General features: G+C 60.3%; 11 protein-coding genes and 2 pseudogenes. 4 read left to right on the forward strand and 9 right to left on the reverse strand.

Annotated features, from left to right (window positions below):
* Positions 1-10: 10 nt before the first annotated feature.
* Together ACTG2B_RS02255 and ACTG2B_RS02260 are read right to left on the reverse strand one after the other, a co-directional pair.
* Positions 11-646, reverse strand: coding sequence for a Vat family streptogramin A O-acetyltransferase (locus ACTG2B_RS02255; RefSeq protein WP_439995125.1), 636 nt, complete (start codon positions 644-646; stop codon positions 11-13).
* Between the two features lie 23 nt (positions 647-669).
* Positions 670-987: pseudogene (locus ACTG2B_RS02260) on the reverse strand (DUF6968 family protein).
* Positions 988-1,335: 348 nt separating this feature from the next.
* Between ACTG2B_RS02260 and ACTG2B_RS02265 the strand changes: the two are divergent.
* Together ACTG2B_RS02265 and ACTG2B_RS02270 are read left to right on the forward strand one after the other, a co-directional pair.
* Positions 1,336-2,225, forward strand: a pseudogene (locus ACTG2B_RS02265) (diguanylate cyclase).
* 471 nt (positions 2,226-2,696) lie between these two features.
* The gene (locus ACTG2B_RS02270) at positions 2,697-3,971 is read left to right on the forward strand and encodes an amino acid permease (RefSeq protein ID WP_439995126.1); all 1,275 of its coding nucleotides are present in this window, start codon (positions 2,697-2,699) and stop codon (positions 3,969-3,971) included.
* Between the two features lie 66 nt (positions 3,972-4,037).
* Here ACTG2B_RS02270 and ACTG2B_RS02275 read toward each other — a convergent pair whose 3' ends face one another.
* A complete protein-coding gene (locus ACTG2B_RS02275; RefSeq protein WP_439995127.1) occupies positions 4,038-4,676 on the reverse strand; it encodes an exopolysaccharide biosynthesis protein in 639 nt (212 codons plus the stop codon).
* Positions 4,677-4,928: 252 nt separating this feature from the next.
* On the opposite strand from ACTG2B_RS02275, the gene ACTG2B_RS02280 reads away from it, so the two are divergent.
* A complete protein-coding gene (locus tag ACTG2B_RS02280) occupies positions 4,929-5,552 on the forward strand; it encodes an outer membrane beta-barrel protein (protein ID WP_439996902.1) in 624 nt (207 codons plus the stop codon).
* A 90-nt stretch (positions 5,553-5,642) separates the two neighbouring features.
* On the opposite strand, the gene ACTG2B_RS02285 is transcribed toward ACTG2B_RS02280, so the two are convergent.
* Complete coding sequence (locus ACTG2B_RS02285; RefSeq protein WP_439995128.1) at positions 5,643-6,566, reverse strand: GGDEF domain-containing protein; 924 nt, start codon at positions 6,564-6,566, stop codon at positions 5,643-5,645.
* A 504-nt stretch (positions 6,567-7,070) separates the two neighbouring features.
* Here ACTG2B_RS02285 and amt point away from each other — a divergent pair.
* Complete coding sequence (amt, locus tag ACTG2B_RS02290; protein ID WP_005355035.1) at positions 7,071-8,498, forward strand: ammonium transporter; 1,428 nt, start codon at positions 7,071-7,073, stop codon at positions 8,496-8,498.
* An 82-nt stretch (positions 8,499-8,580) separates the two neighbouring features.
* On the opposite strand, the gene ACTG2B_RS02295 is transcribed toward amt, so the two are convergent.
* From ACTG2B_RS02295 to ACTG2B_RS02315, 5 genes are all read right to left on the reverse strand, one after another.
* On the reverse strand, positions 8,581-9,048 hold the full coding sequence (locus ACTG2B_RS02295; RefSeq protein ID WP_005340126.1) for a glycine zipper 2TM domain-containing protein: 468 nt from the start codon (positions 9,046-9,048) through the stop codon (positions 8,581-8,583).
* A 97-nt stretch (positions 9,049-9,145) separates the two neighbouring features.
* Positions 9,146-9,643, reverse strand: a complete 498-nt coding sequence (locus ACTG2B_RS02300) for a GNAT family N-acetyltransferase (protein ID WP_167566663.1) — start codon at positions 9,641-9,643, stop codon at positions 9,146-9,148.
* A 112-nt stretch (positions 9,644-9,755) separates the two neighbouring features.
* On the reverse strand, positions 9,756-10,160 hold the full coding sequence (locus ACTG2B_RS02305) for a nitrous oxide-stimulated promoter family protein (RefSeq protein ID WP_005356534.1): 405 nt from the start codon (positions 10,158-10,160) through the stop codon (positions 9,756-9,758).
* An 87-nt stretch (positions 10,161-10,247) separates the two neighbouring features.
* Positions 10,248-12,050, reverse strand: a complete 1,803-nt coding sequence (locus ACTG2B_RS02310; RefSeq protein WP_439995129.1) for an aminopeptidase P family protein — start codon at positions 12,048-12,050, stop codon at positions 10,248-10,250.
* A gap of 33 nt (positions 12,051-12,083) precedes the next feature.
* Positions 12,084-12,749 (reverse strand): GntR family transcriptional regulator, encoded by a 666-nt coding sequence (locus tag ACTG2B_RS02315; RefSeq protein WP_005340138.1) that lies wholly within the window; start codon positions 12,747-12,749, stop codon positions 12,084-12,086.
* Positions 12,750-12,809: the final 60 nt, after the last annotated feature.

The raw sequence follows: 12,809 nt of genomic DNA on the forward strand, positions 1-12,809 counted from the left end.
GTGGTTGTCTCTAACGGGTTGCCGCTTCCAGCGCGGCTATCTCGCCGCCGCTTATAAGCGGCAGGTTGCGGCTGATCAGCTCTACCGGCCAGTCCCACCAGGCGATGGCGTTGAGACGGGCGATGGTGTCGTCGTCGAAGCGGTAGCGGATAACCTTGGCGGGATTGCCGCCGACCACGGCATAGGCGGGCACGTCACCGGTGACCACGGAGCGGGCGGCGATAATGGCGCCGTTGCCGACCTTTACTCCCGGCATGATCAGGGCGTCATAGCCGATCCAGACATCGTTGCCGATCACGGTATCCCCCTTGTAGGGGAGGCTGCCCGGGGCGGGTGCGGCATGTTCCCAGCCGTTGCCGAAGATAAAGAAGGGGTAGGTGGAGAAGCCGGAGGTCTGGTGGTTGGCGCCATTCATGATGAACTTCACCCCGCGGGCGATGGCGCAGAACTTGCCGATGATGAGCTTATCGCCGATGAAGGGGAAGTGGTAGAGGACGTTGCGCTCGAAGCCCGCCGAATCCTCCGGGTCGTCGTAATAGGTGTAGTCACCCACCTCGATATTGGGCCCCTTGATGGTGTTTTTGATAAAGCACACCTGGGGAAAGCCGTTCATGGGGTGGGGATTGGCGGGATCGGGTCCGTGCATCTGGTCTCCTTGGATTGGCGGGGCTAGAGCGCCGGGAAGTAGCAGGCGCTCATGTCGATGGGGTGATCTGGGCAATTGGGTAGATAGAATTGCCAGCCCGCATCGGAGAAAGCGCGCAGCTCGGTTTCGACAAACTTGATGGCGAGGCTCAGGGCCTACAGGCTGTCGATGCCGTAGATAAAGGTCTTGTCGCTCAGCCCCGCCAGCTTCACCTTGCAGCGCCAGTCACCGCTGGCGGACTTGGGATCCGGCTCGGGGGCCTTGATGGCGATCTTGAGGGTGAGCTGTTCCCCTTCGGTGCTGATAGCGTCGAAGCGGGCGGTAACGATGGCGTTTTTCATCTGGCGATTCCTTTTCCGTGGTACAGCCCCTGCGGTTGCGGGTGGCTGGCTCCCTGATGGCTGATGAGGTGAAAACTGGACTCAGGACGGCCAGCGTAAATGAACTTGTGAGTTGAAACAATGGGATATGCGCGACCGGGGGAGGGGGCTTTCGCTACTGTGAGCGAGCGCAGTGGCGGGAGTAGCAACGCGCTGGCCACCCGTGGTGGCCGAGAGGCTGGCAGGCTGCTAGATGTAAAGGATTGTTGGCTGTGGCCGCAGATTTTTCTGCGCTGACGATGAGGGCGTGTGATTCCTCTTGAGGCAGAATATCTCCCCCCTGTTTGACGTTGAAGTACAGGAGTCTCCGTGGCGCTTTCGGTAACCCAGCTTTATGAAGTGATGGCCCAGCTGCCAGATCCCGTCTTTATTCTCAGTGAAGATGGCTATTACGTGGAATATATCGGCGGCATGGAGCAGCAATCCTATCACGACGGCAATCCGCTGGCGGGCAAGCAGCTGGCCGATGTGCTGCCACCCGAGATGGCCATGTGGGTCAAGGCGCAGGTAGCCGAGTCGCTGGCGAGCGGTCAGGTGCGAGTGGTGGAGTATGAGCTCTCAGCAGCCGAGGTGGGGGGATCAATGCTGCCGCCGGGCCGCAAGGGATACAGCGTTTCGAGGGCAAGATTGCGCCGCTGCCCTCCCTCTATGATGGCAAGCGGGCGGTGGCCTGGGTGACCCGCAATATCACCCGCCAGTACGAGTTGCAGCAGCGACTGCTGCGCCAGAGTGAAACCGACCAGCTGACCGGCCTCTACAACCGCCGTTTCTTCTTCGAGCACTGCCAGCCGTTGCGGGCAGGGGAAGCGCCCTGCGGTCTTATCATGCTCGACATCGATCACTTCAAGCAGCTCAACGATCGTTACGGCCATCAGCAGGGAGATCGGGCCTTGCAGCGCTTCAGTAGTTGTATCGATGCCCTGTTGCGGGCGGACGACCTCTTTGTACGCAGCGGTGGCGAGGAGTTTCTGATCCTGCTACCGCGGATCGATGAAGCCGGTTTGCTGCAGATGGCGGAGCAGATCCGTGCCGCCGTCGAAGCATTGCCTGCCGATCCGGTCGCCATCACGGTCAGTCTGGGCACAACCCTGGTGCAGCCGGAGGAGGAGATCAATCAGGCGCTGGCTCGGGCCGACGAGTGGCTCTATCGGGCCAAGCGGGCAGGCCGCAACCGGGTGGCGCACTGCCCGGCAGGTTGAACGTGCCGCTCCGGTCGCTGTTGGAAATAGCCTGCGCTTTTACCCTGAATAAATTGGCTGATATCACTATCAATTAGTAGAAAAGTTGGCCGTATTATTTAACTCATATTCCACAGCTTAAGGTGTTAATATTATCGGCCTGATCGCTGGTCTTATTTGTGTTGTTGGGCAACAGCATGAGGTTTTATCGGTATGTTATCAAACAGGCGTGAATCTGGTTTTGGGTGACGAATGTGATACATCCCGTTGTCTTTTGAAACATTCCGATTCAAACAGTCATGAATTATTAACCTTGACCCGGATAGCGATTTCAACGATGGTAGCGTGGCCGCTCCGTTTCTCTCCGGTGGCCCTGTTGGCCGCTGGCGGCGTTGTTTTTTCATGTGCATGGCGATATGCAACGACATATCTCCAGCCTGTTATTCGGGCCAATAAAAATAATGATGACAGATTAATAAGGTATATATTGCAATGAGTGTTTCTATTGCTGAAAAGAGTAACCCTGTTTCAAAATTGAAATGGGAGAAAAGCGATTCGGTATGGACCATGGGCCTATATGCCACTGCTGTCGGTGCCGGTACGTTATTTCTCCCTATTACTGTTGGCAGTAATTCCCCGGTTATTTTACTGTTTATTTTATTGCTGGCTTTTCCGCTCTCTTATTATTCCCACCGGGCATTGAGCCGCTTTGTGCTCTCCAGCTCCCACAAGGAGGGGGATATCACCCATGTGGTGGAGGAGCACTTCGGTGCCAAGGCGGGCAAACTGCTGATGCTGGTCTATCTGATGGCCTTCTACCCCATCATTCTGGTCTACAGCATCTCCATCACCAACGCGATTCAGAGCTTCGTGGTTCACCAGCTGGGGGATGCCGAGCTTCCGCGCGGCTTGCTGGTGCTGGGGGTGATGCTGGGCCTGCATCTGGTGCTGCTGGCCGGCAAACAGATCGTGGTGTCGGCCATCAGCGTGCTGGCGCTGCCCATGGTCGCCTTTCTGATTGGCCTCTCCATCTATCTGCTGCCCCAGTGGAGCCTCTCCTATTTCAGCGAGAGCCAGGCGGTGGACTGGTGTGATCCGGCGTTCTGGAAATCCCTCTGGCTGATCGTGCCGGTGATGGTCTTCTCCTTCAGCCATGCGCCCATTATTTCTTCCTTCAGCGCGGCGCAGAAGAAGCGCTGTCAGGAGAGTGCTGACCTGCGTGCCAAGCGGATCATCAAGTACAGCAGCATGCTGATTTGCGGCAGCGTGCTCTTTTTCGTGGTGAGCTGCGTGATGAGTCTGAGTCAGGCCGAGATGGCGCTGGCCCGCACCGACAATATCTCCGTGCTGTCGGCGCTGGCGAACAAGTTCTCCAACCCGCTGATCGCCTATGTGGGGCCACTCATCGCTATTCTGGCCATGTCCAAATCTTTCCTAGGCACCTCCATGGGGGTGAGCGAGGGGACGGTGAGCATGGTGAGCGGTGCCTGTCAGGGGCTGGGGCTCTCCCTCAAGGAGTCGACCATCGCCCGGGTGTCATCGGTGATCCTGTTTATGGTGACCGCCGTCATCACCTATCTGAACCCCAATGTGCTCGACATCATCGAGCGCGTCAGTGGCCCGCTGATCGCGGTGATCCTGTTTCTGCTGCCGGCCTGCTCCATCTATCGCTTGCCCGCACTCAAGCGTTATCGCGGGCCGAGTACCCTTTTTGTGTTGGTGATGGGGCTGCTTGCCATCTCGGCCCTTATCTACGATCTGCTTTGACCGGGCGGTATCCCGCACAAATCAAAAAGGGCGACCATCTGGTCGCCCTTTTTCTGTGCGTCGGGGTTAGCTGAGCAGGCCGCTGGCGCTCTGGCCCGCCATCAGCAAGCCGATGGCCAGCACGCTGAACCAGACCAGGGTTGCGCTTACCAGCAGATAGCCGCTGGCGACGAACAGACCATCCCGCTGCAACATGCCGGTGGCAAGCAGCAGGATGGCCCAGGCGGGCATGGCGTTGGTGAACGGGATGGCGCCCAGGGGCAGCATCAGCAGCAGGGCAGCCAGCATGATCAGCAGGCCGTTGCAGCGGTTGACCGTGTTGCTGCCGGTCAGCACCAGTAGGCGCGGGCGGATAACGCGATCGACCCGGGCCAGCAGATCCGCCCCCTTGTGCAGGGTCGGCTTGAGCTGGTCGGCAGCGAAGCGGCGCTCCATCAGCATGGCGGGCAGCCAGGGCACCCGATTGAGGGTGATGCCGATGCCGATAAAGAGGATCAGCAGGCCAAACGGGGTGCTGACCCCGGGAATGGAGACCGGCAGCAGGAAGGGGACGGTGAGCAGCACGCAAAACAGCAGCATCCCCTGCTCGCCCACCAGTGCGAGCATCTGGCGCAGGCTGATGTGGCTCTCGTCGATGGCATGCGCGGTGGCCCGCAGGGTATCCGCGAGGGTAGTTTTGGGGTCGTTGAGTTGCGCGGCAACCATTCCCTGATGTCCTTCAGAGTGGTGATAACGGGCCCCGATGACCCGATTTGGCGCCAGCATACGTGGCAGAGGTTAACCGTCGATGAATGGTGGCAGGGGGGGCATAGCGGCGCCAGTGGAGCGGCTCGGCGGAGGTTCTGGCGAGAGGGAAATCCCGCGATGAAAGTGATCCGGTACAGCCGCCGTTTAGGATGGGCCTAGGACGCCTCTGGTATGCTTTCTGCACAATCACACAGGGAGCAGGGGATGATGATGAAGAGAGCCGGGATAGTGATGATGGGGCTGTTGCTGCCACAGGGGCAGGCCTGGAGTAGCGAGGCCGCGACCACATCCGGTTGGCAGGTGACGCCATTTTTCGGCTACAGCTCAGCCATCGACTTCGAGAAGAGTGACGATGTGGTGCAGCCGGTGCCGCTTTCTGCATCGTTTGATTCACTGCAGGGACAGGGCTCCGGCAGCTGGGGCCTCTTTATCAGCAAGGAGGTGGATGATCCCGGCATGATCGAGCTGCTCTACAGCCACCAGTCCACCACCCTCTCTCCCGACCAGCCGGACCGCCTGACGGTGGACATCCTGCACTTTGCCGGTGCGCTGACCCTCTCTGACAACCTGATGGCGCCCTACATCGGCGCCGGGATCGGGGTGACCCGCTTTGCCGCCTACGACAGCGAGGTGACCCCTTCCATGTCGCTGGCGCTTGGGGTGCAACCGCGCCTCGCCGAGCATCTGGCCCTGCGGGCCGAGGTGCGCAGTTATGGTTCGCTGGTTAACGACAACAACCAGTTTCTCTGCAACCCGGAGCAGTGCGTGTTCAAGGTGCGCGGGGAGCTGGTAACCCAATGGCAGGCCAATATCGGTCTTACCTTCCGCTTTTAGGCGGGGGGATTCTCCCCATGAAACAGGGGCCCTTGGGCCCCTGTTTCAGCAGCAATGTTTCGCCGTGATCGGCAATCCACCGATAGCTCTTTACGCCTCCTTGTTAGTCGGCATCGCCCATACCGCGCAGTTTCTGCCCGCCTCCTTGGCGCCATAAAGCGCCTGATCCACCCGTTTGAACAGCGAGACTGCCGGCTCCTTGGGCTCGCGGATCCCCATTCCCAGACTGACCGTCATGGTATGGGTTGGGTCGGGGGCTATGGTGCGGGTCGCAGTGAGCAGAGTGTTGGTCAGTTGCTGCAAGTCGGCTTCGTGGGCGACGGGCAGCAGCAGGGCAAACTCTTCACCCCCGACACGGGCCGCCAGCGCACCGGGCGGGCAGTGCTGTTGCAACAGCTCGCCAAACTGCTGCAACACCCGATCCCCGATATCGTGGCCGTAGTTGTCATTGATCACCTTGAAGTGATCGAGATCCAGCAGGATGAGAGCGTGGCAAATCCCTTGTTCCAGAAACAGCTGCTGATGAAAGTAGCGCCGGTTTGGCAGCCGGGTCAGATCGTCGAACAGCGCCTGCTGTCTGAGCTGGGTATTGATGTGGAAGAGGTGGTGCATGGTGCTCAGGATGCCGATGCTGCTGAGCAGGATGCCGCTGGAGCGCAGCAGATCCTCGGCATAGATGGCGAGCCAGAGTGGCTGCGCCACCAGCTCATCCATGATGTCGGCGGTGGCCCCCATGATCCACAACATCAGACCGCAGGAGAGCATGCGGTAGGTGTGGGTGGGCAGGTGGGCGCACTGCACCACCCAGAACAGGAACAGCATGGTGAGCCAGTTGATCACCTCGAAGCCAAAGCTGACGGCGTAAAAGCGCTCGTAAGGGAAGTGGGGCAGCAGCAACAGATGAAGGGCCATGATGGCCAGCATCACTATCCCCAGCAGCGCGATGTGGGCGCGATGCTCCCGGTCGAGATGACGGTAGTGGGAGAGGCTGATGTCGAGACGATCGAACTGCATGGTGTTCCTCGGATTGGGCCGCCATCAGGTTGCAAACAAGGGGCTGTGTAATGGCATGCCGTGGTCGGATAACAGGAAACGGCTGGTCTGTCAGTGTAAACGAGCGGGCCCGCAGCGCGCGATATCGATGACGTCAGCTTGTGGGCTGGCTCAGGGTTTGCGCATTTCTGGTGCGTGAAGTATCGCCTGCCCTGTGACAGGGCGACCCTGGGCAGGTTAGCGCAGCTCATGCGCCAAATTGGTGCGTTGATGATGTATTATCTTTCTAATTCATTGATTTAAAAGGATTTAAATTTATGGCCCGCTTTATGCTTTTTACATGTCAGACGGTCTCTTGCGGTCATCGGCGGCAGACGCAATGATGAGGAAGTGGCAAGAGGCATCCCCGTGCAGGGCGCGGGTGTGATTCTGGCGGGTTGCAGCAACACCTTGCGGTTCGCCACAGATTCAATCAGGGAAACGGAGCCGGTCTTGTACCGGTACGACAGGGAAGGAGAGTGCTCTATGGTCAAAAAATGGATGATGGCGGGTCTGACGATGTTGCCTGCCTTGCTGGTTACCCCAAGTTGGGCCGAAGAGGTCGCTCAGGTACAGGCGGCGGTGGCGCCGGTTGCCGCCATGACAATCAACAAGGGTGACAACACCTGGATGCTGCTCTCGGCGGCGCTGGTGATCCTGATGTCGATCCCCGGTCTTGCCCTCTTCTACGGTGGTCTGGTGCGGGCCAAAAACATGCTGAGTGTGCTGATGCAAGTCTTTACCCTGTTCTGCCTCATCTGCGTGCTCTGGGTGATCTACGGCTATTCGCTGGCCTTTACCGAAGGGGGCAATTTCTACGGCTCCTTCAGCAAGGTGCTGCTCAAGGGGGTGACCCCTGACTCCATCGCCGCCACCTTCAGCAAGGGGGTCGGGATTAGCGAGCTGATCTATGTGGTGTTCCAGGGGGCCTTTGCCGCCATCACCTGCGGCCTTATCGTGGGGGCGTTTGCCGAGCGCATCAAGTTCGCTGCCGTGCTGCTCTTCTCGGTGATCTGGTTCACCTTCGCCTACATCCCGCTGGCTCATATGGTGTGGTACTGGGCGGGTCCGGATGCCTATACCAGCGCCGAAGCCGCAGCAACCGCGACCGCCACTGCCGGTTATCTGTTCCAGCATGGTGCGCTGGACTTTGCAGGCGGCACCGTAGTGCACATCAACGCCGCCGTGGCGGGTCTGGTTGGTGCCTATCTGGTGGGCAAGCGTCTGGGCTACGGTCGTGATCCCATGACCCCCCACAGCCTGACCATGACCATGATCGGCGCCTCCCTGCTCTGGTTCGGCTGGTTCGGTTTCAACGCGGGCTCCGCGCTGGAAGCCAACGGTATCGCCGCACTCGCCTTTATCAACACCTGGGTCGCGCCGGCTGCGGCAGCTCTCTCATGGACGCTGGCCGAGTGGGTGATGAAGGGACGTCCCTCCCTGCTGGGTGCGGCATCCGGTGCGGTGTCCGGTCTGGTGGTGATCACCCCGGCAGCCGGTTTCGTCGGTGTGGGCGGTGGTCTGGTGATGGGCCTTATCAGTGGCGTGGCGGGTCTGTGGGGTGTCCACGGTCTCAAGCGCCTGCTGGGTGCCGATGACAGTCTGGACGTGTTTGGCGTACACGGGGTGTGCGGCATTCTCGGCGCCCTGCTGACCGGCGTTTTTGCCAGCCCGGATCTGGGCGGTACCGGGGTGTGGGACTATGTCACCAATCAGGTTGCCGAGGGCTACTCCATCCTGACTCAGGTGAAGATCCAGGCCATCGGGGTCGGTGTCACCCTGCTCTGGTCCGGTGCCGTGGCGGCGATTGCCTTCAAGGCGGTCGACATGCTGGTGGGTCTGCGGGTGAACGGCGATGCCGAGCGGGAAGGGCTAGATGTCACCTCCCACGGCGAGAAGGCTTACAGCATGTAATCCCGAATGCCAGACAACAAAAAACCGCCGGGATCGGCGGTTTTTTTATGACTCTAAAGCTGCAAAGCCTGAGTTCACACGCTTAGTTCACGACGGCCACGTTGATGCTGCCATTGCCCTGGGTCATGCGCACGCGAGCACCCGGGGTGAAGGTGGGGCTGGCTTTCTGCACGACCACGATGGCTTCGCCGTTCTCTTTCTTGATCTCCAGCTCGACGCCGTCGACCTGATTCATCTTGTTGCCGATGGCGTTGCCTGCCGCTGCACCGGCGATGGCGCCGCCTGCGGCTGCGATGTCGCGTCCGGTGCCGCCACCGACTGTGCTGCCCAGCAGGCCACCGACTACGGCGCCGCCAATGGTGCCAATCAGGGAGTTCTCATCGGCCTGGATCTTCACCGGGCGGGTGGAGATGATGGTTCCGTAGCTGACGGTCTGCACCTGTTTGGCGCGGTCTTTGGTGTAAACATCGCCAGAGTAAACGTCACTGTTGGCGCATCCGGTGATGGTGGTCGCTGCCAGCAGGGCAATAAGGGTCATACGCTTCAACATGGTGGGCCTCCTGGGCTGCACGTAATTTGAACAATCCGGTTGATGAGTGAACTTTACTCCAACCCCGTCACACATGAAATCGGCAAAATGTAACCAATTATGCGTTCTGTAACCGGTTTTGTCCTTGAATCGCAGCTGTACCGGAGAGGGTTTTAACCAGCAGCAGACGGTCTTCTCCGGGGCCGAAATAGTCGGCTACTTCCGCCTGCAATGTGTAACCGAGCCGGTAGTAGAGGCGCTGGGCCGGATTGGCCGGATCGACCGTGAGCCGCAGTTCGCTGATCTGCAGCGCCCGCTGGTTGGCCTCCATCTGGCGCATCATCCGCTCGGCCAGACCAAAACCGCGCGCCTCGGGCAGCACCGCCAGCGAGAGCACCCAGCCTTGCGACCGCTCCTGACCGAATCCCCCCAGCACATAACCCACCAGCTGCCCCTCGTATTCGGCCACCAGCAACAACTCGGGCCACAAATCCATCGCCTGACGGAAGAAGAAGGCGGGATAGACATCTTCGCCAAACACTTTGGCATCGATCTGCCAGATGGCGTGCATGTCATTGTGGGTAGCGGTGCGTAGCAGGGGCGGGTTGTGGTGCATCAGGACTCCATTGGCAGCAAACGGATCGGCAACGCCGCTGACCTTGGGGTCAACGGCAAAAAAGGAGTCATAGGGTAGTGGTCATCCCCTGCCGGATGCAAGGGATTGGCGGTTATGGCGGCAGGGGGCGGCTCTGGGGCAGTTTGGGGGCTTTGCGCAAGCCGTCGAGCAGGTGGCGGAGGGTGAGCCAGGGGTGGCGCAGCAACATGCGCGGGCCGCTCCACTTCATCACCTGCTGGATCTGTTTGCGCATCGCCGGGGCGTAACAGTGGATATTGCAGTTGGCACAGGTGGGTTTGTGTCCGTGGCCATAACGGCAGCGACGAAGGCGCTGATGGGCGAAATCCCGCAACTGGCGACAGTGGCGGCAATGGGGATCCTGATGATGGTGCTGGCAGTAGAGGCGGATCATGGCGCTGACCGTCTGCTGCTCGCGCATGAGTCTGGGATGGTCACTCGCCTTTTTGCTGGCTGCGGCGTGTGAGCCCCGGGCTGGGCTGGCATGATGACTTTTCATGGCCGCCATTCTCCTGACCTGCTCGCTTTGGGTGTTGATACAGGTCAAAAGGGGGGATAAAAAACAGGGCCCGCAGGCCCTGTGTCATCAGATGAGGCTGGTTGCCTGCTCCAGCCAGGCGAGATCTTCGCCCTCAAGCAGCGGGCTCAGGCGGCGGAACACCTCAACGTGGTATTCGTTGATCCAGCGGAATTCGGCCGGGCTCAGCAGGCTGCGATCGATCAGGCGGGTATCGAACGGCACGTAGGTCAGGCGCTCGAAGCCCAGCATCGGCAGCTCGCCAACCTGTTCCAGCTCGGTCACGACTACCAGGTTCTCGCAGCGGATACCGAAGCCATCTTCGCGGTAGTAGCCCGGCTCGTTGGAGAGCACCATGCCCGGTTGCAGGGCAACCATGCTCCCTTTCGGCGCGATGCGCTGGGGCCCTTCGTGGACGCTCAGGAAGTGGCCGACGCCGTGGCCGGTACCGTGGTCGTAGTTGTAACCGGCCTGCCACAGCGGCATGCGGGCCAGCACGTCGAGCTGGATTCCGGCGGTGCCGCGCGGGAAGCGGGCCTGATCCAGCGCGATATGACCCTGCAGGACCCGGGTAAACATCGCCTTCTGCTCGTCGCTCACCTCACCCACCTTGATGGTGCGGGTGATGTCGGTGGTGCCATCCAGATACTGGGCGCCGGAGTCCAGCAGATAGAGGCTGTCCTGGCCAAACGCGCGCGGGGTGCCATTGGTGTGGTGGTAGTGGCACATGGCGGCGTTGGGGCCGAGCGCGGAGATGGTATCGAAGCTCGGCTCGACGTAGTGCTCCTGCTCGCGGCGGAACGCTTCCACCTGATCGGCCAGGGTGCCTTCATCCACCCCCTCGAACTCGCCGGAGGCGACCAGCCGATCCAGCCAGGAGAGGAAGCGGGTCATGGCCACACCATCGCGCAGATGAGCGGCACGCATGCCGGTCAGTTCGATTTCGTTCTTGCATGCTTTCGGCAGCATGGTGGGGTCTTGCCCTGCCACCAGAATGGCGCCCGCCTCTTCCATGACGAGCTGGGTCCAGGCGTTGGCGCTGTCCGGATCGGCCAGCACCTTCTGCTGATCTTCACCGATGCGCTGCAGCACGTCGCCCAGCTTGTCGATGGGGTAGACGGAGACATCCTGCCCCACGTGTTGGGTGAAGGCGAAGCAGTCAATTTTGTCGGTATCGACGAAGAAATCCATGCTGGTGTTGGCGTAGAGCACCGCAAAGCCCAGCACCACCGGCAACCGGTCGATATCGCGGCCACGCAGGTTGAGCAGCCAGTTGATGGGCTCGGCCTGGGTCAGCAGCACCGCATCCAGCCCGCGCTTGCGCAGGTCGGCTGCCAGCTGTTCACGTTTGGACTGGCTGGACTGGCCCGCCAGCTCCTCGCTGTAGAGGATGACCGGGCTCTTGGTCGGCTCCGGGCGATCGCTCCAGTTCAGGTCGATGGGGTTCTGCTCGACGCGGATCAGCTCGATACCGCGGTCGGCCAGCACGGCCTTGGCATTCTTGTACCAGGTCAGGCTGTGCAGGCGGGCATCGAAGCCGACCCGGGAGCCTGACGGCAGCTGCTCTGCCAGCCACTGGACATGGGGATTTTCAATGAGGTGGAGGAATTCGAACAGTTCGGCGGGGGTTTGCATCCGCGCCTGCACCGTATAGCGACCATCGACAAAGAGGGCTGCCCGCTGGGCCATGATGATGGCGACTCCGGCAGAGCCGTTGAAACCGGTGATCCAGTCAAGCCGCTCGGCATAGGCGGGGATGTACTCGCCGAGGTGCTCATCATCGTGGGGGACGATAAAGGCGTCCAACTCCTGCATGGCCAGCTCGGCCCTGACTTGGGCGACGCGGGTTTCAATTATCTCGAAATTATTCATGTCGTTAGTGCCAGATGGTTGCTATATGAGTGTTCAGTTTTTATGGCCGCTGGCCAGGATCCGCTTGATCGACTGACCCGCTGCTTCGATATGCTGCCTGAGCAGCACCACCGCCTCGTGCTTGCGCCGGGCGCGGCACAGTTCCAGCAATTGGGCGTGTTCACGCTCCGCCTTGTCCACGCCGTCGCTGGCAAAGAGCAGCTCGAAGCGGACATAGCGGTCACAGCTCAGATTGATCTGGGCGATCAGTTCAAGTGCCTGGGGGCGACCGGCTGCCTGATAGAGGGTGGCGTGAAAGCTGTGGTTCAACTCTGCCCAATGTTCGATCTGGGTGCCTGACTCCAGGGCGTGATCAAACTGGGCGAGGATCGCCTCCGCTTGCGCGAAGGTGGCTTCCGTCATCTTGTCGACGGCGTGAAACAGGGTATCGGCTTCCAGCAGCGCTCGCAAATAAAAGAGCTCTTCAATGGCCGAGGCGTCCAGCATGGTGACTACGGCGCCGCGATGGGCTTCGAACTTCACCAGCCCCTGCGCTTCCAGCTGCATCAGGGCTTCGCGCACCGGGATGCGGCTCACGGCCAGCTCTTTGGCAATGGCATCCTGACGCAAGGGGGCGCCAGCGGGGAACTCCCCACGGAGGATCCGGCCACGGAGGTTTTCCATCACCATCTGGGTTCGGGTCTTGTAGGGTGGGGTCATGGTCGGGTCACGATTGGGCGTTACAGAATTGTATATTGTATAAAGTTTGGCTGAATCTAA

The sequence above is a fragment of the Aeromonas sp. 30P genome, assembly GCF_051919805.1.
In the GTDB taxonomy this organism is placed as follows: Bacteria; Pseudomonadota; Gammaproteobacteria; order Enterobacterales; family Aeromonadaceae; genus Aeromonas; species Aeromonas veronii.

Coding starts and splice junctions, on each gene's coding strand:
- ACTG2B_RS02255 (WP_439995125.1), bottom strand. CDS start 646: ATGCACGGACCCGATCCCGCCAATCCCCACCCCATGAACGGCTTTCCC.
- ACTG2B_RS02270 (WP_439995126.1), top strand. CDS start 2,697: ATGAGTGTTTCTATTGCTGAAAAGAGTAACCCTGTTTCAAAATTGAAA.
- ACTG2B_RS02275 (WP_439995127.1), bottom strand. CDS start 4,676: ATGGTTGCCGCGCAACTCAACGACCCCAAAACTACCCTCGCGGATACC.
- ACTG2B_RS02280 (WP_439996902.1), top strand. CDS start 4,929: ATGAAGAGAGCCGGGATAGTGATGATGGGGCTGTTGCTGCCACAGGGG.
- ACTG2B_RS02285 (WP_439995128.1), bottom strand. CDS start 6,566: ATGCAGTTCGATCGTCTCGACATCAGCCTCTCCCACTACCGTCATCTC.
- amt (WP_005355035.1), top strand. CDS start 7,071: ATGGTCAAAAAATGGATGATGGCGGGTCTGACGATGTTGCCTGCCTTG.
- ACTG2B_RS02295 (WP_005340126.1), bottom strand. CDS start 9,048: ATGTTGAAGCGTATGACCCTTATTGCCCTGCTGGCAGCGACCACCATC.
- ACTG2B_RS02300 (WP_167566663.1), bottom strand. CDS start 9,643: ATGCACCACAACCCGCCCCTGCTACGCACCGCTACCCACAATGACATG.
- ACTG2B_RS02305 (WP_005356534.1), bottom strand. CDS start 10,160: ATGAAAAGTCATCATGCCAGCCCAGCCCGGGGCTCACACGCCGCAGCC.
- ACTG2B_RS02310 (WP_439995129.1), bottom strand. CDS start 12,050: ATGAATAATTTCGAGATAATTGAAACCCGCGTCGCCCAAGTCAGGGCC.
- ACTG2B_RS02315 (WP_005340138.1), bottom strand. CDS start 12,749: ATGACCCCACCCTACAAGACCCGAACCCAGATGGTGATGGAAAACCTC.